The 18,065-nt window shown below is 68.3% G+C and carries 18 protein-coding genes and 1 tRNA gene; 12 read left to right on the forward strand and 7 right to left on the reverse strand.

The window, feature by feature from the left end; all coding sequences use genetic code 11:
* Positions 1 to 15: 15 nt before the first annotated feature.
* Positions 16 to 1,161: a transporter substrate-binding domain-containing protein gene (locus tag SNOV_RS16135; protein ID WP_041783516.1), complete on the reverse strand. Its 1,146-nt coding sequence runs from the start codon at positions 1,159 to 1,161 to the stop codon at positions 16 to 18.
* 300 nt (positions 1,162 to 1,461) lie between these two features.
* Between SNOV_RS16135 and SNOV_RS16140 the strand changes: the two genes are divergently transcribed.
* Both SNOV_RS16140 and SNOV_RS16145 read left to right on the forward strand, forming a co-directional pair.
* A complete protein-coding gene (locus SNOV_RS16140; RefSeq protein WP_013168029.1) occupies positions 1,462 to 3,339 on the forward strand; it encodes a heavy metal translocating P-type ATPase in 1,878 nt (625 codons plus the stop codon).
* 158 nt (positions 3,340 to 3,497) lie between these two features.
* Complete coding sequence (locus SNOV_RS16145) at positions 3,498 to 4,760, forward strand: glycosyltransferase (protein ID WP_013168030.1); 1,263 nt, start codon at positions 3,498 to 3,500, stop codon at positions 4,758 to 4,760.
* A gap of 54 nt (positions 4,761 to 4,814) precedes the next feature.
* On the opposite strand, the gene SNOV_RS16150 is transcribed toward SNOV_RS16145, so the two are convergent.
* From SNOV_RS16150 to SNOV_RS16170, 5 genes are all read right to left on the reverse strand, one after another.
* Positions 4,815 to 5,684, reverse strand: a complete 870-nt coding sequence (locus tag SNOV_RS16150) for an NAD-dependent epimerase/dehydratase family protein (RefSeq protein WP_013168031.1) — start codon at positions 5,682 to 5,684, stop codon at positions 4,815 to 4,817.
* On the reverse strand, positions 5,681 to 6,577 hold the full coding sequence (locus tag SNOV_RS16155) for an SMP-30/gluconolactonase/LRE family protein (RefSeq protein WP_013168032.1): 897 nt from the start codon (positions 6,575 to 6,577) through the stop codon (positions 5,681 to 5,683). The genes SNOV_RS16150 and SNOV_RS16155 overlap by 4 nt, the downstream gene beginning before the upstream one ends.
* Positions 6,578 to 6,587: 10 nt before the next feature.
* A complete protein-coding gene (kduD, locus tag SNOV_RS16160) occupies positions 6,588 to 7,352 on the reverse strand; it encodes a 2-dehydro-3-deoxy-D-gluconate 5-dehydrogenase KduD (protein WP_013168033.1) in 765 nt (254 codons plus the stop codon).
* Complete coding sequence (gene kduI, locus SNOV_RS16165; RefSeq protein ID WP_013168034.1) at positions 7,349 to 8,191, reverse strand: 5-dehydro-4-deoxy-D-glucuronate isomerase; 843 nt, start codon at positions 8,189 to 8,191, stop codon at positions 7,349 to 7,351. The genes kduD and kduI overlap by 4 nt, the downstream gene beginning before the upstream one ends.
* A 63-nt stretch (positions 8,192 to 8,254) precedes the next feature.
* A complete protein-coding gene (locus SNOV_RS16170; protein WP_013168035.1) occupies positions 8,255 to 8,932 on the reverse strand; it encodes a GntR family transcriptional regulator in 678 nt (225 codons plus the stop codon).
* A 107-nt stretch (positions 8,933 to 9,039) separates the two neighbouring features.
* Between SNOV_RS16170 and SNOV_RS16175 the strand changes: the two genes are divergently transcribed.
* The 9 genes from SNOV_RS16175 (at position 9,040) to sorB (ending at position 16,697) form a co-directional block, all read left to right on the forward strand.
* Positions 9,040 to 9,831 (forward strand): 2-keto-4-pentenoate hydratase, encoded by a 792-nt coding sequence (locus SNOV_RS16175; protein WP_013168036.1) that lies wholly within the window; start codon positions 9,040 to 9,042, stop codon positions 9,829 to 9,831.
* Between the two features lie 83 nt (positions 9,832 to 9,914).
* Positions 9,915 to 10,898, forward strand: a complete 984-nt coding sequence (locus SNOV_RS16180) for a TRAP transporter substrate-binding protein (protein WP_013168037.1) — start codon at positions 9,915 to 9,917, stop codon at positions 10,896 to 10,898.
* Between the two features lie 89 nt (positions 10,899 to 10,987).
* Entirely contained in the window at positions 10,988 to 11,506 is a 519-nt protein-coding gene (locus tag SNOV_RS16185; RefSeq protein ID WP_041782338.1) for a TRAP transporter small permease, read from the forward strand.
* Positions 11,506 to 12,786 (forward strand): TRAP transporter large permease, encoded by a 1,281-nt coding sequence (locus tag SNOV_RS16190; protein ID WP_013168039.1) that lies wholly within the window; start codon positions 11,506 to 11,508, stop codon positions 12,784 to 12,786. The genes SNOV_RS16185 and SNOV_RS16190 overlap by 1 nt, the downstream gene beginning before the upstream one ends.
* Positions 12,787 to 12,892: 106 nt before the next feature.
* The gene (locus SNOV_RS16195; protein ID WP_013168040.1) at positions 12,893 to 13,591 is read left to right on the forward strand and encodes a DUF2161 domain-containing phosphodiesterase; all 699 of its coding nucleotides are present in this window, start codon (positions 12,893 to 12,895) and stop codon (positions 13,589 to 13,591) included.
* Between the two features lie 155 nt (positions 13,592 to 13,746).
* The gene (locus tag SNOV_RS16200) at positions 13,747 to 14,265 is read left to right on the forward strand and encodes an RNA polymerase sigma factor (protein WP_013168041.1); all 519 of its coding nucleotides are present in this window, start codon (positions 13,747 to 13,749) and stop codon (positions 14,263 to 14,265) included.
* Complete coding sequence (locus SNOV_RS16205) at positions 14,252 to 15,061, forward strand: anti-sigma factor family protein (protein ID WP_013168042.1); 810 nt, start codon at positions 14,252 to 14,254, stop codon at positions 15,059 to 15,061. Before SNOV_RS16200 ends, SNOV_RS16205 begins: the two co-directional genes overlap by 14 nt.
* Before the next feature lie 79 nt (positions 15,062 to 15,140).
* Positions 15,141 to 16,358 (forward strand): sulfite dehydrogenase catalytic subunit SorA, encoded by a 1,218-nt coding sequence (gene sorA, locus SNOV_RS16210; protein ID WP_013168043.1) that lies wholly within the window; start codon positions 15,141 to 15,143, stop codon positions 16,356 to 16,358.
* Between the two features lie 12 nt (positions 16,359 to 16,370).
* The gene (sorB, locus tag SNOV_RS16215; RefSeq protein WP_013168044.1) at positions 16,371 to 16,697 is read left to right on the forward strand and encodes a sulfite dehydrogenase c-type cytochrome subunit SorB; all 327 of its coding nucleotides are present in this window, start codon (positions 16,371 to 16,373) and stop codon (positions 16,695 to 16,697) included.
* 163 nt (positions 16,698 to 16,860) lie between these two features.
* Here the strand turns inward: sorB and SNOV_RS16220 are convergent.
* Positions 16,861 to 16,937, reverse strand: a tRNA-Met gene (locus SNOV_RS16220).
* Positions 16,938 to 17,106: 169 nt separating this feature from the next.
* Between SNOV_RS16220 and SNOV_RS16225 the strand changes: the two genes are divergently transcribed.
* Entirely contained in the window at positions 17,107 to 18,036 is a 930-nt protein-coding gene (locus SNOV_RS16225) for a CHAD domain-containing protein (RefSeq protein ID WP_013168045.1), read from the forward strand.
* Positions 18,037 to 18,065: the final 29 nt, after the last annotated feature.

Here is an 18,065-nt window from a genome sequence, read left to right on the forward strand (position 1 = left end):
AGACGCCGGCTCGGCTCACGCATGGTCGTAGATGTGGTCGACGAGATAGGGATCCGGCTTCACCGGCGCCTTGGCCTCCCAGACAATGTCGAAATCGCCGTGCTCGTTGACCATGCCGATGCGGGGCAGCAGGTAGGTGTGGTTGTTGTCCGGGTCGACCCGGATCCGGCCCTGCGGCGCGTCGAGCTCGGTGCCGAGCACCGCGTCGACGAGACGCTGGGTGTCCAGCGACTTCGCTCGGGCGAGAGCGTCGGCAAAGAGGCGGATCTGGAAATAGGCGGCCTCGGCATACATCGTCACCGGCGCGTCCGTGCCGAAACGGGCCCGATAGGCCTCCACGAAGCGGTGGTTGGCCGGTGTGTCGACGGTCGAGAAATAGGGCGCGGAGGTGATGTGGCCGACGCACAGCTCCGGCCCGATGGCGCGGATCTCGCCTTCGGCCATGGTGAGACTGGCGATCGGCATGGTACGCGGATCGAGGCCGGCCTCGCGGAAGATGCGGTAGAGCACCTGCGCCCCTTGGCCGACCACTGTCGAGAACACGACGGACGGCGCGCGTCGGCGGATGTCCTCCACCGCGCGGACGACCTGGTCCTGGTGCGGCTGCTCGGGAAGATAGGTTTCCGCCACGACCTCGCCGCCCTCGCGCATAACGAGATCGCGCATGATGCGGTTGGATTCGTGCGGATAGATGTAGTCCGAGCCGATGAGATAGAAGCGCGGCCCGTAATTGAGCAGCAGGTGCCGGGCGAGTTGCAGGCTGTTCTGGTTAGGCGCGGCGCCGGTGTAGATCACATTGGGCGAGTACTCGAAGCCCTCATAGAGGGACGGGTACCAGAGCAGCGCGTTGCGGCGCTCCACCGTCGCCAGGATGGCCTTGCGGCAGGAGGAGGTGCAGCAGCCGAAGATGGTGCTGATGCCGTCCTCGGTGAGAAGCCGCTCGGCATAGCGGCGATAGAGCTCGGGACTCGATTCGGGATCGTAGCAGACCGGCTCGATGGGGCGGCCGAGCACGCCGCCGGCGAGGTTGATCTCTTCGACGGCGAGGGCGGTGCCGCGGAAATGCTCGGTCTCCGGTTCGCGCATGTGGCCCTTGCGCGAAAACAGCACGCCGACGCGCCAGGCCGCGCTACCCGAGCCCGAACCCGAGTTCGAGCCCATGTCTGCGCTTGCGAAGTTCTGCACCGTGCCGCTCATACGCGCTTCTTGCAGCTGGACGCTTTCCCGCGTCGCCTGGCCAAGGGTTCCTGCAAACCCGGAACGGCCGTTTTGGCGCGCGAGCACGGCGAAGGCAAGTACGCGAGGTGGCGCCACCGCCACTGGATAGACGTTCAGGGCTAGCGCTTCTCCCACACCAGGGCCCCCGCCTGCGGCGCCCCACTTGCGGAATCTCCGGCTTCGGTCACCGTGCTCGCACCGACATGCGCGGATGTCGGTTCGGGCTTGGGGAGGCTGAACGCGGTGGAGCATTCGAACGGGGACAGGCTGAAGATCGCGCTGCTGCTGGTGGGGTTCGGCGGCCTCGCGACCGGCCTCATCCTCCATGTCGCGGAAAGGCCGGATCTCGCACAGACCGTCTGGTTCGCGGGCGTCATTCCCGTCCTGGCCGCGCTTCTGGTGGAAATCCTGCGCAGCCTGTGGCGCGGCGAGGTCGGCCTCGACATCGTGGCGGCGCTGTCCATGTCCTCCGCCCTCGCCTTCGGCGAGACGCTGGCGGCGGCGGTGGTCGCCGTCATGTATTCCGGCGGCACCTTCCTCGAAAGCTTCGCCGAGGGCCGCGCCCGCCGCGAGATGCGCGATCTCCTCTCGCGCGTCCCTCGCATGGCGACGCGATATCGCGACGATGGCCTTGTCGACGTCCCGCTGGACGATATCGTGCCCGGCGACCGTCTGCTGATCCGGCAGGGCGACGTGGTCGCCGCCGACGGCACCGTCGCGTCCGCCTCGGCCTTCCTCGACACCTCCGCGCTGACGGGTGAATCGCTTCCCGTTCGCATCAACGCGGGCGGCGAGGCGATGAGCGGCTCGACCAATGCGGGCGAGGCCTTCGACCTGATCGCGTTGCGCCCGGCGAAGGACAGCACCTATGCGGGCATCGTCCGGCTGGTCGAGGAAGCCCAGCGGTCGAAGGCGCCGATGTCGCGGCTGGCGGACCGCTGGTCGCTCGGCTTCCTGGCCGTCACCGTCGGGCTCGCCTTCGCCGCCTGGTGGTTCACCGGCGACCCTATCCGCGCCGTCGCCGTCCTTGTCGTGGCCACGCCCTGCCCGCTGATCCTTGCCGTTCCCGTCGCCCTGGTAGCGGGGCTGTCGCGCGCGGCGCATTTCGGCGTGTTGATCAAGGGCGCGGGTGCCCTCGAAACCATGGCGAACATCCGGACGCTGATCCTGGACAAGACCGGCACGCTGACCGACGGCCAGCCCCGGATCGTCTCGATGGACAGCCATATCGGCATGGATGAGGACGACATCCTCCGCCTGGCGGCGGCCCTCGAACAGGCTTCCAAGCATCCGATGGCGCAGGCAATCGTCGCCGCCGCCAGAGCAAGGGGCCTGTCGCTCCCCGTGCCCTCGGAGGTGACGGAAGTTCCGGGCGAAGGGGTGGCCGGACGGGTGGAAGGCCGCGCCATCCTCGTTGGCGGGCATGGGTTCGTCTCGGATCGCGTGGGGCGGACGGCGGTGGAACATCCGGCGCTCGCGGCAGGGGCGGTGCTGGTGGCGGTCGGCGTAGACGGGCAGCTGGCCGGACATCTGGTCATGGCCGACCCGCTGCGCGACGGGGCGCAGGACATGCTGTCCGGCTTGCGCGGCCAGGGCGTCGAACGGATCCTGCTGGCCACGGGGGACCGCCGCGAAGTGGCCGAGCGCGTGACGGAGGGCCTGGGCCTCGACGGCATCCGTGCGGGCCTGACCCCGGACCAGAAGGTCCTGCTGGTGCTCACCGAGCACAAGCGGGGGCCGGTGATGATGGTCGGGGACGGCGTGAACGACGCGCCTGCGCTCGCGGCAGCCGATGTGGGCGTCGCCATGGGCGCACGCGGTGCCGCCGCCTCCGCCGAAGCCGCCGACGTGGTTCTTCTCGTCGATCGCATCGATCGGCTGGGAGCCGGGATGGAGATCGCCCATGGCGCCCGCCGGATCGCGCTGGAAAGCGTCGTCGCCGGCATAGGGCTGTCCGTTCTCGGCATGGTGGCGGCGGCACTCGGCTATCTCACGCCCGTGCAGGGCGCCCTGCTCCAGGAGGCGATCGACGTCGCCGTCATCCTCAATGCCCTCAGGGCGCTCCGCATCGCGCCTACCAACGCGCCACCGCCGCCTCCGCCGCGGCCCGAACCGGCTTGAGGCCGCTCAGGGCTTCCCCGTCGAGGAGCGCTTCCATCAGGAACTGTTCGACATGCGGTAGATGACCACGACGGCGCGACATTCACCGGATAAGGCTTGCACCGGCGCTCTTCGCGGGCCGGAATGAGCAGGGGCCTCACGCTTAACGGAGCGAATGCGTGCGCATCGCTATCCATGTGCTTGGTACACGCGGAGATGTGCAGCCCTATCTCGCCCTGTCGCGTGGACTGCGACTACGTGGTCACGAGGTACTGCTCGTGGCGCCGGCCCAGTTCGCCGGCATGGCCGAAGCGGAAAACCTGGCTTTCGCGCCGCTGCCCGGCGATTTCCTGGCGTTGCTCGAAACGCCCGAAGCCAGGGCTGTGATCGGCAAGTCCCGCGCCGGCTTCGGCGCGGGTTTCAAGCTGATCGGGCATTACCGCCATCTCGCCCGCGGCCTGCTCGACGCCGAGTGGGAGGCCGCGCGGGCCTTCCATCCGGACGCGATCCTCTTTCACCCCAAGGCTCTCGGCGCGCCTCACATTGCCGAAAGGCTGGGCGTCCCGCTCTTCCTGGCTTCGCCACTGCCGGGCTTTACCCCGACGGCGGCCTTCCCGACGCCCCTCCTGCCCGTTCGCTCCCTCGGCCCGCTTAACCGGGCCAGCCACGCGCTGATGATCCATGGCGGCAACGTCCTGTTCTCGAAGACCATCCGCACATGGCGGGCGGAGACCTTCGGCAGCTCCGGCCGGAGCAGGCGCCCGCCGCTCGCCGGCACCCTCTATGGCTATAGTCCGCAAGTGATCCCCAAGCCGTCAGACTGGGGGCCGGACATCGCCGTGTGCGGCTACTGGTTCCTCGACATGCCGAACTGGAACCCGGACACCGATCTGGCCGGCTTCCTCCGAGCCGGCGAGCCGCCGATCTATGTCGGGTTCGGCAGCATGCCCGGCACCGATCCGGAGGGATTGACCCGGCTGGTGATTGAGGGGCTGCGCCGCGCGGGCAGGCGGGGCCTGCTCGCGACCGGGGGCGGCGCGCTCGGCCGTGCGGAAGCGGGCGAGCGCATCCATTTCATTGCCGGCGCCCCCCATGACCGCCTGTTTCCTCTCATGCATGCCACGTTGCATCACGGCGGTGCCGGCACAACGGGGGCGGCTCTGCGCGCCGGCAAGCCGATGGCCATCTGTCCGTTCCTGGGCGATCAGCCGTTGTGGGCGCGCCGCATCGAGGCGCTCGGAGTCGGGACGCGACCGCTCGACAAACGCAGGATGACCGCCGACGATCTCGCCACCGCTTTCCGAAGCATGGACCATCCAGCCATGCGCACTCACGCCGAAGCGCTCGGCATAGCCATCCGGTCGGAAGACGGAATCGGAACTGCGGTGTCCTTTATCGAGGAGAGGCTAACCCGCGCCAAACCGGGGGCTTCGGCCGTTTGAGGCTCGTCGAAGCGGCCTCGATATCCCGCAGGATCCGCATCCTCTGGTCGACGATCATTCGACCGTGCGTGAGGGCATCGCCTGCCCGGTCCCGCGCCAGCCGAACAGTTCCTGCGGCGAGAACTCCTCCCGGTCATAACCGGACGCACAGAACGTTCCGCCCTGATACCGCGACGACACCGGGTCGGCTTCCGCGGCCCCGGCGACGACGGCGCCGGCAAATCGCTCCGCATCGTCCCTCGCCGCTGTGCCGATCTCGTCATTGGACACCCACCACGCGCGGCTGTTCGCCGACACCCCCCAGGCGATCCGGCAGCCGAGCGCCGGATGCGTCAGCCCGGCTTCGACGAGGCGCACGAGGTCGTCGAAGCTCAGCCAGGTCGACAGATGCCGCAGCTCCGTCGGCCGCTCCACGCAGCTGCCGATGCGCAGGGACAGGCTCTCGAGCCCGTGCTTGTCCCAGTAGAGCCGCGCCAGCAATTCGCCATAGGCCTTGCTCAGACCGTAATATCCGTCGGGGCGCAGATCGCAGTCCTCGTCGAGCCTCACGTCGCGACGATTGAAGCCGATCGCGTGATTGGAGGAAGCGAATATCACCCGCGCCTTGGAGGCTCGGGCGAGGTCGAAGATGTGGTGTGCGCCGGCGATGTTCGGCCCGAAGATGTCGGCGAAATCGCGCTCGGTCGAGACGGCGCCGAAATGCACGATGGCGGCGTAATCATTGCCGAGCCGCAGTACCGCCTCGCGGTCGGCGAGATCGGCGACCATGAAGCGTACGCCCGCCGGAAGCTCGTAATCAGGTTCGATGAGGTCGGTCAGGACCAGCGTCCGCCCCTCGCGCGTCAGCCGTTCGGCAAGCAGTCGGCCGAGCGTGCCGGAGGCGCCGGTGAGAAGCACGGGGCCGGCTGCGACGGGTTCGGTCATGGCAGATCCTCGAACAGGGTCACCGGCGCGCCGGCGACGCCGGCGTCCACCGCCAGCACGCCGCCGGAAGCCGGTGCGGCCGCGAGCGCCGCGTCCGACAGGCCTTTGCGCAGGCTGGTGACATAGAGTGTGGCCAGCCGCTCACCAGCGAAGCAGGGCATGGTCGGCGCCGGCACGGGCAGCGTCAGGCGACGGAGCAGGCGTCCCTCGGCGTCGAAATTGTTGAGGCAACCGGCGGAGACGCCGCAGCTCCAATAGGTGCCGGCGGCGTCGCAGGCGCCGCCATCCGGGCGCCCCTCCGCCTCGGACAGTTCCCGCAGGCGGCGGCGGGCGGAAAGACCGCCTGTCGTCGGATCGAAATCCCAGCGGTCGATCCACGGCCCGCGGGAATCCGTGCAGAACATTGTGCGCCCGTCGGCCGTCCAGGCGAGGCCGTTGGAGGCCTTGAGCCCGTCGATCCGACGCTCGACCCGCCCGTCCGCGCTGACACGGTAGAGGCGGGCCTCCGGTCGCTGTCGGTCCGGCGGCACGTCATGCATGGAGCCGACCCAGAAGGCGCCGTCCGGCCCGACCTTGCCGTCGTTCAGCCGGAACTCCGGGAAGCGCGGCTCCACCTCGGCAAGGAGGTTATGCGCGCCGCTGTCGGGGTCCAGCATCCGCACCTCGCCGCCGACAGCCACCACCAGCCGGCCGGAGCGGGCGAGGCCGAGGCTGCCGACCGGCCGGCCGAACTCCCAGCGGCGGACGGTGCCGCTGGCGATGTCGAGCCGAAACACCGTGCCGGCGGGAATATCGACCCAGAACAGCGCCCGGCGCGCCGCGTCCCAGAGTGGCGATTCGCCGATCGCGCAGCGGCTGTCGACGATCAGCCGCGTTGCCGGTGCCTCGTCCATCCCTTGGTTCTCAGCGCGCGAGCCAGCCGCCGTCGACCGGCACCACGGCGCCGGTGACATAGCCGGAGGCGGGCGCGGCGAGGAACAGCACGGCGGTCTTGAGATCTTCCGGCACACCCCAGCGCCCGGCAGGGATGCGCTCCAAGATTTGCCGGCTACGGACCTGGTCGGCGCGCAGCGCTTCGGTGTTGTCGGTCTCGATATAGCCGGGCGCGATGGCGTTGACGGTGATGTTCTTGCCGGCGAGCTCATTGGCCATCAGCCGGGTGAGGCCGACGACGCCATGCTTGCTCGCCGTGTAGGAGGGCACGCGGATCCCGCCCTGGAAGGAGAGCAGCGAGGCGATGTTGATGATGCGGCCGGCGACGCCGCGGGCGATCCAGTGACGTGCCGTGGCCTGCGAGAGGAAGAACAGGCTCTTCAGGTTGACCGCCATCACCGCGTCCCAGTCGGCCTCGGTGAAGTCGACGAGGTCGGCGCGGCGGATGATGCCGGCATTGTTGACGAGGATGTCCGGCGCGCCGAAGCCTTCGGCCAGTTCCCGCAGCATCGGCGCGAAATCCCCGCCGGCCTCGAGATCGCGGACGATCTCGTGGAAGCGCACGCCCTGCGCCTCCACCGCGGCGCGGGTCTCCGGCATGGGGCGCGAGCTGAGGCCGACGATGTCGGCACCCGCCTCGGCGAGCGTCGTCGCCAGTGCCCGGCCGATGCCGGTGCGCGCGCCGGTGACCAGCGCGACCTTGCCGGTGAGGTCGAACAGGCCAGCGACGCTCACCTCAGCTCTCCCATAGGGACGAAATCCATGTCGGCGAAGGACTGGTTGTCGCCGGCCATCGCCCAGATGAAGGCATAAGAGCCCGTGCCGGCGCCGGAATGAATCGACCAGGGCGGCGAGAGCACCGCCTGCTCGTTGCGCACCATGAGATGGCGGGTCTCTTCCGGACGGCCCATCAGATGCAGCACGAAGCTCTCGGCCGGCACCTCGAAGTAGAAATAGGATTCCATGCGCCGGTCATGCGTATGCGCCGGCATGGTGTTCCACACGCTGCCGCCTTCGAGCCGGGTGAGACCCATCACAATCTGGCAGGTCGGCAGCACGCCGGGATGCAGATATTTGAAGATGGTGCGCTTGTTGGAGGTCTCCAGCGCGCCCATCGGCTGCGGCGAGGCTTCCTCCTGCCGCACCACGCGGCTCGGATGGCGGCTATGGGCCGGTGCGGAATTGGCGTAGAGGCGGGCCGGGCGCGAAGGATCGACATTGGCGAAGGTGACGTCCCGCGCGCCCATGCCGAGATAGAGCGCCTCCTGTGGCGCGACGGTGAAGCTCTCACCATCCGCCGTCACTCTCAGCGGCCCCGCGCCGATGTTGATGCCGCCAAGCTCGCGCCGCTCGAGGAAGAATTCGGACCCCGCCACCTTGGCGAGCGCCGCGTCGAAGGCGAGCGCCCCCGCCGCCGCCGGGGCGATGCCGAGCACCATCATGCGGTCATAGTGCGAATAGGTGGCGCGGATGCCGCCCTCGTCGAACACCGTGTCGATGAGGAAGTGTCGGCGCAGCCCGGCGGTATCGAGCGCCTCGGCCTGATCGGGATGGATCGCGTGGCGGATGTCCATGGGCTCTCTCACTGAGCGTGGCGGGCCGTTGTCCGGCCTCGTTGGAGGTGGGCTGAAGGGGCTTCAGATGAACAGGTCGGAATGGTCGGCGCGCACCTGCGGCAGGGCTTTCAGTATCTCGGACAGATGCGTCTTCAGCTCGGCCTCGGCGCGGTCGGGCTCGCGGGCATCGATGGCGGCGAGGATGGCGCGATGCTGCTCGACGAGCCGCGGCAGCGCCGTCGCCGAGGGCAAAGTGAGGTGGCACACCCGATCCATATGCGCCTTGATGTCGTCGATCACCGACCAGGCGGTCGGGCAGCCGGCTCCCTCGGCCAGCGCCGCGTGGAAGCGCTCGTCGGCGCGCTGGAACTCGTAATGCGCACCGGCCTCAGCGGCGGCGGCCTGGGCATCGAGATAGAAGTCGATGCGGGTGCGGATCCGCGCGTCGAAGCGCTCGCAGGCGCGGCGCACGATGCCCGCCTCCAGCGTCTCGCGGATGAAGCGGGCCTCCAGCATGCGGTCGAGCGAGATCTTGACCACGAAGGTGCCGCGCCGCGGCAGGATCTCGACCAGGCCGGCGCGGGCGAGCGCGATGAAGGCCTCGCGCACCGGCTGGCGGGAGACCTTGTAGCGCTCGGCGATCTCCTGCTCGGAGAGCGGCGCGCCGGGCGTGATCTCCAGCGTGATGATCGCCTTGCGGATTTCGCGCTCGATGCGGCGTGCGCTCGATTCCGCGACGTCGCCGGTCTCCACGTTCACTCGGCTACTCCTCCTTGAAGTCGGTCTCGATTGCTGCTTGACGGTCTACCATACTAGAGGCAGTATCTACCATACCAAAAACGAAGAAAGGCGATGGGGAGACCTGAATGCCCGGCACGGCAGAGCAATTCATCGCCGCGCGGCGCGAGGCGCGCCCATTGGCGACGTTCCCCGGAGTGCTGCCACTGGACCTCGCCTCCGCCTATGCGGTGCAGGAGGAGGTGCTGCGGCTGACGCCGCGCCGCCTCGCCGGCTGGAAGGTGGCGGGCATCCCGCCATTCTTCCGCGACCGCTACGATGCGCCCCGCCTTGTCGGGCCGGTCTTCGCCGACGTCGTGTCCGGGGTGGCGGATGGCGCCGACGCCGACGTCTTCGTCCATGAAGGCGGCTTCGCCGCCGTCGAGGCGGAGTTCGTGGTGCGGCTCCTCGCCGACGCGCCGAAGGGGCCGGTCGCCGCGGCGGACATTCCCGCCTTTACCAGCCTGCATGTCGGCGCGGAGATTGCCTCCAGCCCGCTCGCCAGCATCAACGATCTCGGTCCCGGCGCGGTGATCGCCGATCACGGCAACAATGCCGGCGCGCTGGTCGGCCCGGCGATCCCGCCGGAGGCGCAGGGCGACTGGGAGCGCCTGGCCTCGCGCACCTTCGTCGAGGGCAAGCTGGTCGGTGAGGGCAGCGCCGCCCGCGTCGCCGGCGGGCCTTATGAATCCGTCGCCTTCCTCATCGCGCAACTCGCCATGCGCGGCCGCGGGCTCAAGGCCGGCGACGTCGTGCTGACCGGCATGACCACCGGCGTGCACGATGTGCGCATCGGCGGGGAGGCCCGCATCGAATTTCCCGGCATCGGAGGCTTCGGCATCCGCGTCCATGCCCGCAGCCCGGAGCGTGCCGCCGCCTGAGACCCGGACTTTCGCGCCGTGAGGCGCACAACAGCAATGACGGCAGCAAATGCCGCTTGTGCCCCCTAGGAGAGGACCCGCCCATGAATCTCGCACGCACGATCTGCGTCACCGGCGCGCTCGCGCTCGCTCCCCTCGGCCTTGCCCCCGCGGCGAGCGCGCAAACGGTGCTGCGCTCCGCCGACATCCATCCCGACGGCTACCCGACGGTCGAGGCGGTCATCTATATGGGCCAGCTCGTCAAGGAGCGGACCGGGGGGCGTCTCGACATCAAGGTCTTCAACAACGCCTCGCTGGGCAGCGAGAAGGACACGATCGAGCAGACCCGCTTCGGCGTCATCGACATGAACCGCGTCAACACCGCGCCGTTCAACAACCTCGTGCCGCAGACCCAGGTGCTCGGCCTGCCCTTCCTGTTCCGCTCCGTCGACCACATGCACAAGGTGGTGGACGGGCCGATCGGCGACGAGATCCTCGCCGCCTTCGAGCCGCACGGCCTTGTCGGCCTCGCCTTCTACGATTCCGGCGCGCGCAGCTTCTACACCACACGCAAGCCGATCAAGTCGGCCGCCGATCTCAAGGGCATGAAGATCCGCGTGCAGCAGTCCGACCTTTGGATCGCCATGATGAAGGCCTTCGGCGCCAATGCGACGCCGATGCCGTTCGGCGAGGTCTATTCGTCGCTGGAGACCGGCGTGGTCGACGGGGCCGAGAACAACTGGCCGTCCTACGAATCCTCGCGCCATTTCGAGGTGGCGAAGAACTACACGCTCACCGAGCACTCGCTGGCGCCAGAGGCGCTGGTGATTTCCAAGATCAGCTGGGACAAGCTCTCGCCGGAAGACCAGAAGATCGTCCGCCAAGCAGCCAAGGACTCGGTGGCCAAGATGCGCGAATTGTGGGCGGCCCGCGAGAAGGCGTCCGAGGACAAGGTCCGCGCCGCCGGCGTCAACGTCATCACCGTCGACAAGGAGCCCTTCATCGCGGCGATGAAGCCGGTCTATGACAGCTTCGTCAGCGATCCGAAGATGAAGGATCTGGTGGCCCGCATCCAGGCGGTGAAATGAACGCGCCGCTAAATCCGGCGAAGGCCGGCTGGTCCGCCCCCGCCACTGGCGACGAGGGGGCCGCGTCGAATAGGGAGGCGCGGCACCGGATGGGCGCGCTGCGAAGAATCCGCCGGGTGCTGGGGCTCCTGTCCACCGTATCGCTGTGGATTTCCGGCATGCTCCTGGTGGTCATGACCGCGTCGGTTGGCTGGCAGGTGTTCGGCCGCTACGTCCTCAACGACACGCCGAACTGGGCCGAGCCGCTGTCGCTGCAGTTCATGAGCTGGTTCATCCTCCTCGGCGCCGCCGTCGGGGTGCGCGACAGCGTGCATCTGGGGCTCGACCTCCTCCACCACGTCGCCCCAGGCTGGGCCCAGAAGGCGATGGACGTGACGAGCCTCACCCTCGTGGCGCTCTTCGGCTTCGCCATGGCCTGGTACGGCGCCAAGCTCGCCATCGGCACCTGGACGGCGACCATCCCCGTGCTCGGCTGGCCGGGCGGCGTCGACTTCTTCCCGCTGGTCCTCGGCGGCGCGCTCATCGGCCTGTTCGCGCTGGAACGCCTCGTCGACACGCTGATCGGCGTCGAGGTCGCCGCCGACACCGCCACTCCGGAGCTGGTGTGATGGAACATCTCATCCTGTTCGGCAGCTTCGTCCTGCTGATGGCGATCGGCACGCCCATCGCCTTCTGCCTCGGCATCTCCTCGCTGGCGACGGTGATCTATCTCGGCCTGCCGCCCATCGTGGTGTTCCAGCAGCTGAACTCCGGCATCAACGTCTTCGCCATGATGGCGATACCGTTCTTCATCTTCGCCGGCGACCTGATGGTGCGCGGCGGCATCGCGCTCAGGCTCATCCGCTTCGCCGCCGGCCTCGTCGGCCATCTTCGTGGCGGGTTGGGGCAGGTGAACATCGTCGCCTCGACGCTGTTCGGCGGCATCTCCGGCTCGGCGGTGGCCGATGCCTCGGCAGTCGGCGGGCTGATGATCCCGCAGATGGCCAAGCGCGGCTATGACCGCGACTATGCGGTCAATGTCACGGTGAACGCGGCGATCATCGCGCTGATGATCCCGCCCTCGCACAACATGATCCTCTATTCCATCGCCGCCGGCGGCAATGTCTCGGTGGCCGACCTGTTCACCGCCGGTATCGTGCCGGGGCTGCTGCTCGCGTTGGCGCTGATGGTCACCGCCTGGTGGGTGGCGCGCCGGCGCGGCTACCCGTCCGAGCCGTTCCCCGGCTTCGCGCGGCTGGGCTTCTTCTTCCTGTCCTCGCTGCCGGGGCTCTTGCTCATCGCCATCATCTTCGGCGGCGTGCGCTCGGGCATCTTCACCGCCACCGAGAGCTCCTGCATCGCCGTGCTCTACGCGCTCGCCGTCGCGGTGCTGGTCTATCGCGAGCTCGACTGGACCGGTTTCGTCGACGCGACGCTCGGCGCGGTACGAACCACGGCGATGGTGCTCTTGGTCATCGGCGCCGCGGCGTCCTTCGGCTGGCTGATGTCCTACCTGCAGGTGCAGCAATCGGCGATCGGGCTGATCCGCTCGATCTCCGAAGACCCGATCATGGTGCTGCTGCTGATAAACCTCGTGCTGCTGTTCCTCGGCACCTTCATGGACATGGCGCCGATGGTGATCATCTGCACGCCGGTGCTGCTGCCGGTGGTGAAGGCCTTCGGCATCGACCCCGTGCATTTCGGCGTGGTGATGATCCTCAACGCCGGCATCGGGCTGAACACCCCGCCGGTGGGCACGGTGCTGTTCGTCGGCTGCGCGGTGGGCGGCATCTCGATCCGGCAGGCGATGCGCACGATCTGGCCGTTCTTCGGGGCGAGCGTCGCGGTGCTGCTGCTCGTCACCTATGTGCCGGCGCTGTCGCTCTGGCTGCCGGCCCAGTTCCGCTGAGAGGATGGTCGGCGCGGGCCGGCCCCACGCCTACCCGATCGGCCGTTTGCGTCTCCGAAACCACTGCCGGGCCATGTTCACACGGTCCGTCAGTCGGAGATGCGATGTGGAAACGTCCCTTTATGAACCCGTCAAGCGCTTCCTCGAAGGCCTTGGCTACACCGTGAAGGGGGAGATCGGGCACTGCGACATCGTCGGCCTGCGGGACGACGACCCTGCCGTGGTGGTGATCGGCGAGCTGAAGCTGACCTTCAACCTCGAGCTCATCCTTCAGGGCGTCGACAGGATGAAGGTCGGCGACGAGATCTGGCTGGCGGCGCAGCTCTCCGCGAGGGGCAAGGGGCGCGAAAGCGATCCGCGCTACCGCAACCTCTGCCGCCGCCTCGGCTTCGGCCTGCTCGGCGTCTCCAGATCCGGCGAGGTCGAGGTGCTCGTCAGTCCTGCCGCGCCGACGCCGCGCAAGGATCCGCGCCGCCGGTCGAGGCTCGTCGAGGAGCACAGGCGGCGGCGGGGCGACCCCGTCGCCGGCGGCGGCACGCGCAAGCCCATCATGACGGCGTATCGCCAGCAGGCGCTCGCCTGTGCCGCAGCCATGGCGTCGGCGCCCCAGCGGCCGCGCGACCTGAAGCCATCCATTCCCGATGCGCAGAAAATCCTCCACCGCAACGTCTATGGCTGGTTCGAGCGCTCCGGCCGCGGGGTCTACGCGCTGACCGAGACAGGCCGGAGCGCCCTGGCATCGTGGCTCCCGCCCGTTTCCGCATGCGCTGGACATGAGGGCGTGTCGGCGGGCGAGCCCCGATAATCAAGGCCGCCGCGCCCGCGATCCGGCGACCACCCAGGCCCACTCCCGGCGTCTCTCTCCGCGCTCGGCCCGCCTGACGCAAGAGCGACAAGTTCACGTGGAAGCGGATCGTGGCGTTGGCTAGCATGTGTGCCCCATGGCAGAGGGAGCGAAGCATGCGCGCCGCGATCGAAGCTGCGCTGAAGCAGGACTGGCGGCGATTGTTCTCCTACGCCCTGCATCTTACCGGGAGCCGGGAGGCCGCGAGCGATCTGCTGCAGTCCTGCGTGGTCAAGGCCCTGTCGAGCCGGTCCCTGCCGGCCGACATCGTCAGCGTAAGAGCATGGATATTCACGATCCTGCGCAACGCCTGGATCGACGAGTTCCGGCGAAACCGCGCGGACGCGGAACTGACGGCCGAGCCGCTCGCCGAGCCGATCGAACATTACGATGACCGCGTCATTGCGGCGATCACGGTGCGGCAGGCGCTGGAGCGGATCGAGCCCATCCATCGGGAAATCATCGAACTGGTGGATCTTGCGGGCTTTCGCTATGCGGAGGTGGCCGCCATCCTCGGCGTGCCGCAGGGCACGGTGATGAGCCGGCTGAGCCGCGCGAGGCTGTCCCTGCTGGCGGTGATCTCGGAGGGTAACGTGCTCCCACTCTCGACGAGGCGGCGGCATGGCGAAAAATGACGACACGGCATGCGCGGACGGCATCTCCTGGGAGGTGCTGAACGCCTATGTCGATGAGGAGCTTTCGCCGCACGCGGCGGCAGAAGTGGCGGCGGCCGTGGCGCGCGATCCCGCCACCGCCGCGCGCGTGGCGACGCTCGCGCGGCTGAGGTCCACGGTGAGGGCTCTTCCCGCAGGGGAAGATGCGCCGCCTCCGCTGCTGCCGGGCCGTGCCCGTGCCTTTTCGCGCCGGCCTATGGCCCTTGCCGCATCCGTCGGGGCTCTGCTTGTGCTTGCGGGCGCCCTGGTGTGGCACCTGGACGCCTTCGCGCCGAAGGAACCGCTGCTCGGCGAGGCGATCGCCGCACACCGGCAATGGCTCTCGCAGACGCCGCCTGCGCCGGGCGGCCGGATTCCGGTGAATCTGTCTTCCCATCAGGCCGAGGGCCTTCCGAACCTGAGCATGGCCCTGCTGCAACTGTCCTACATCTCCGTCGATCCGGCGATGCGTGACGGCGGCGGGCTGCTGGCCGGCTATCGCGGGCCCCACGGGTGCAGGCTCGGCCTCTGGATCGGTCCGCATTCCGGCCGATGGAGCGCCACGCCGTCGCGCAGCGATCGCGATGGCCTGCATATTCGCGCCTGGAGCTCGGATCGGGCGGACTATGCCCTGCTCAGCCGCGGCATGGACCCCGAGCGGCTGGACTGGCTGGCCGACATCGTCGCGCATATGACGCTTCGCGGTCCGGGAGCGGAGGACGAGCGGATCGCCGCCCTGCGCGCGATCCCCGGCATCGGCCAGCCATGCGACACGTAGAACGCGATTTTCGCAGGGAGGGAATATTCTGCCCCTTCGCGGCGTCTTCAACGAGGAGGAATTTCCTCGGAGGGACGCCATGCTCAACAGACGCCAAATCCTGAAATCCGCCGGTGCCGCCGCCTTGGGGCTGGGTGCCGGGACACTCGGCTGGCCGGGCCGCCACGCTTTTGCCGCTGACACCGTCACCCTGCCCTTCGCCAATGGCGAGCGGCCGCTGGTGATGTATCCGGGCAAGCGCCCGCTGATCGGCCTGACGGCGCGGCCGCCGCAGCTCGAAACGCCCTTTTCGGTGTTCGACGAGGGCCTCATCACGCCGAACGACGCCTTCTTCGTGCGCTACCATCTCGCCGGTATACCGCTCGAGATCGACCCCGATGCATTCCGCCTTGAGATCAAGGGCAAGGTGGGCACGCCGCTCTCGCTGTCGCTTCAGGATTTGAAGAACGACTTCCCGGCCAGCGAGGTCGTCGCCGTCAATCAATGCTCCGGCAACAGCCGCGGCTTCGTCGAGCCGCGCGTCGGCGGCGGCCAGCTCGCCAATGGTGCTATGGGCAATGCCCGCTGGCGCGGCGTGCCGCTCAAGGCCGTGCTCGAGAAGGCCGGCGTGCAGGCCGGTGCGAAGCAAGTCACCTTCGGCGGGCTCGACGGGCCGGTCATTCCCGAAACGCCGGACTTCGTGAAGGCGCTTTCCATCGACCACGCCACCGATGGCGAGGTGATGCTCGCCTATTCGATGAACGGCGCCGATCTGCCCTGGCTCAACGGATATCCGCTGCGGCTCGTCGTCCCCGGCTATTACGGCACCTACTGGGTCAAGCACCTGAACGAGATCACCGTCATCGACAAGGAGTTCGACGGTTTCTGGATGAAGACCGCCTACCGCATCCCGGACAATGCGTGCGCCTGCACCGAGCCGGGCAAGGCGCCGACGGCGACCATCCCGATCAACCGGTTCGACGTCCGCTCCTTCATCACCAATGTGGAGAACGGCGCCTCGGTGAAGGCTGGCGAGGTGCCGCTGCGCGGCATCGCCTTCGATGGCGGCTACGGCATCACGCAGGTCTCGGTCTCCGCCGATGCCGGCAAGTCCTGGACGAACGCCACGCTCGACCCGGGCCTCGGAAAATACTCGTTCCGCGGGTGGAAGGCCGTCCTGCCTCTCACAAAAGGCGACCATGTCCTGATGTGCAGGGCGACCAATGCCAGGGGCGAGACGCAGCCGATGCAGGCGACGTGGAATCCGGCCGGCTACATGCGCAACGTCGTCGAAGCGACGCGCGTCATCGCGGCCTGAGGAGATTGCGTGATGAAAAGACACAACGCCCGCACGCTGGCCTTCTCGGTCGTTCTCGGCCTCTCGGCCGCCTTTGCCGGTTCCGGTCTCGCGGCTCCCCTGACATATGAGCTGCCCGACGAGACGGCTCAATTGAAGCCCGCGCCGCAGCCCGGCTTCGAGGCGGCGCAGAACAATTGCGCAGCCTGCCATTCGGTCGACTACATCAACACGCAGCCGCCGGGGAAAGGCCAGGCCTTCTGGGATGCGGAAGTGCAGAAGATGATCAAGGTTTACCACGCGCCGGTGGACGAAGCCGACGCCAAGGCCATCGCCGACTATCTGGCAAAGACCTATTGATCAGATCGTCCCGCCGCTCATCGCGAAGCGCGATAGCCTCTGCGTGGCGACGGTCTCCGGGACCGGCCGGCACGTGTTCAGCACTGAGGCGAATTCTGCTGGCGTGAAATGGGCCACTAAAAACAAAACCCCAGCAACTCGTTGAGTTTGCTGGGGTTTTACTTGGTTGCGGGGGCAGGATTTGAACCTGCGGCCTTCAGGTTATGAGCCTGACGAGCTACCGGGCTGCTCCACCCCGCGTCAGAGCCGGCTGCGGTGACCACCGCTCGGGACCATGTTCGTCCGCCGACGCCGGGTATCTAGCAATCCGGATGGCCAAATGAAAGGGGGCCGGGCTAATTTTTGTCATCGGATCGTCGCGCCGGCCCGCTCTGTATCGTACAAAGGCCTGAACGCAGAAGGGTTTCTCATGCCGGACAGCCTGGGCCCGTCTTCCGCCGCCGCTCCTGAAGCCGCAGATCTCCTCGCTCTCCAGCCCTCCGGCCCTCTCGCCGAGGCGCTGAAAGCGGGCATAAGCGAGGCGATGCAAGCGCTCGACCACGACGATCCCGTGCGCGCCGTGCATGATCTGCGAAAGGGGTTCAAGCGGCTGCGGGCGCTGCTGTGCCTCGTGCAGACCGCCGACGACAAGGAGACCGGCAAGCGGGCGCGGGAGCTGCGCCGCGCATTGGCCGAGGGCGCACGACTCGTCGCCGGCGCGCGCGACGTCGTCGCCCGCCGCGACGCGCTGGACGATCTCGTCGCCAAGGGGCTGCTGCCTTTGCCGCTGCGCCGTTCGGCCGGCCGCTCCCTCGCCCCGGCGACGCGGCGCAAGGAGGACCATCTCGCCCCGCACCGCACAGAATTGCAGGTGCTGCTTGCGCAGCTCACCACCGCACTGCCCCAGCTCGCCGGCGCGCTAGGCGACAAGGCGCTCATCGCCGCACTGGCGGCCGAATTCAGCAAGGCCCGCAAGCTCGGGCGCAAGCTCGACCCCGAGAACGACGAGGAACTGCACGAACTGCGCAAGGCCGTGGTGGCGCAGCGCTACCAGATGGAACTCACCATCTCCTCTTGGCCGACGCTCGGCAAGGCGTGGGTCGAGGAGCTTCAGCGCCTGCGCGACAAGCTCGGCAAGCACCATGACCTCTCGGTGCTGATCGCGCGGCTGCAGGCCCGCCCGCCGCGCTCGCCGGCGCAGCTCGCCTGGCATGGCCCGCTCGTCGAGGCCGCCCGCACCCGGCAGCAGAAACTCGCCCGCTCGGCCCTGCGGCTGCACGGCCGGCTCTTCGCCGAGAAGCCCGCTGCCTTCCGTCGCCGCCTCGCAGCCTATATGGCGGCTATGTCCCATCGGGAATAACGAAGGCGGCGGGGCGACGGAGACTTAGA

This window comes from Ancylobacter novellus DSM 506, from assembly GCF_000092925.1.
Taxonomy (GTDB): Bacteria; Pseudomonadota; Alphaproteobacteria; order Rhizobiales; family Xanthobacteraceae; genus Ancylobacter; species Ancylobacter novellus.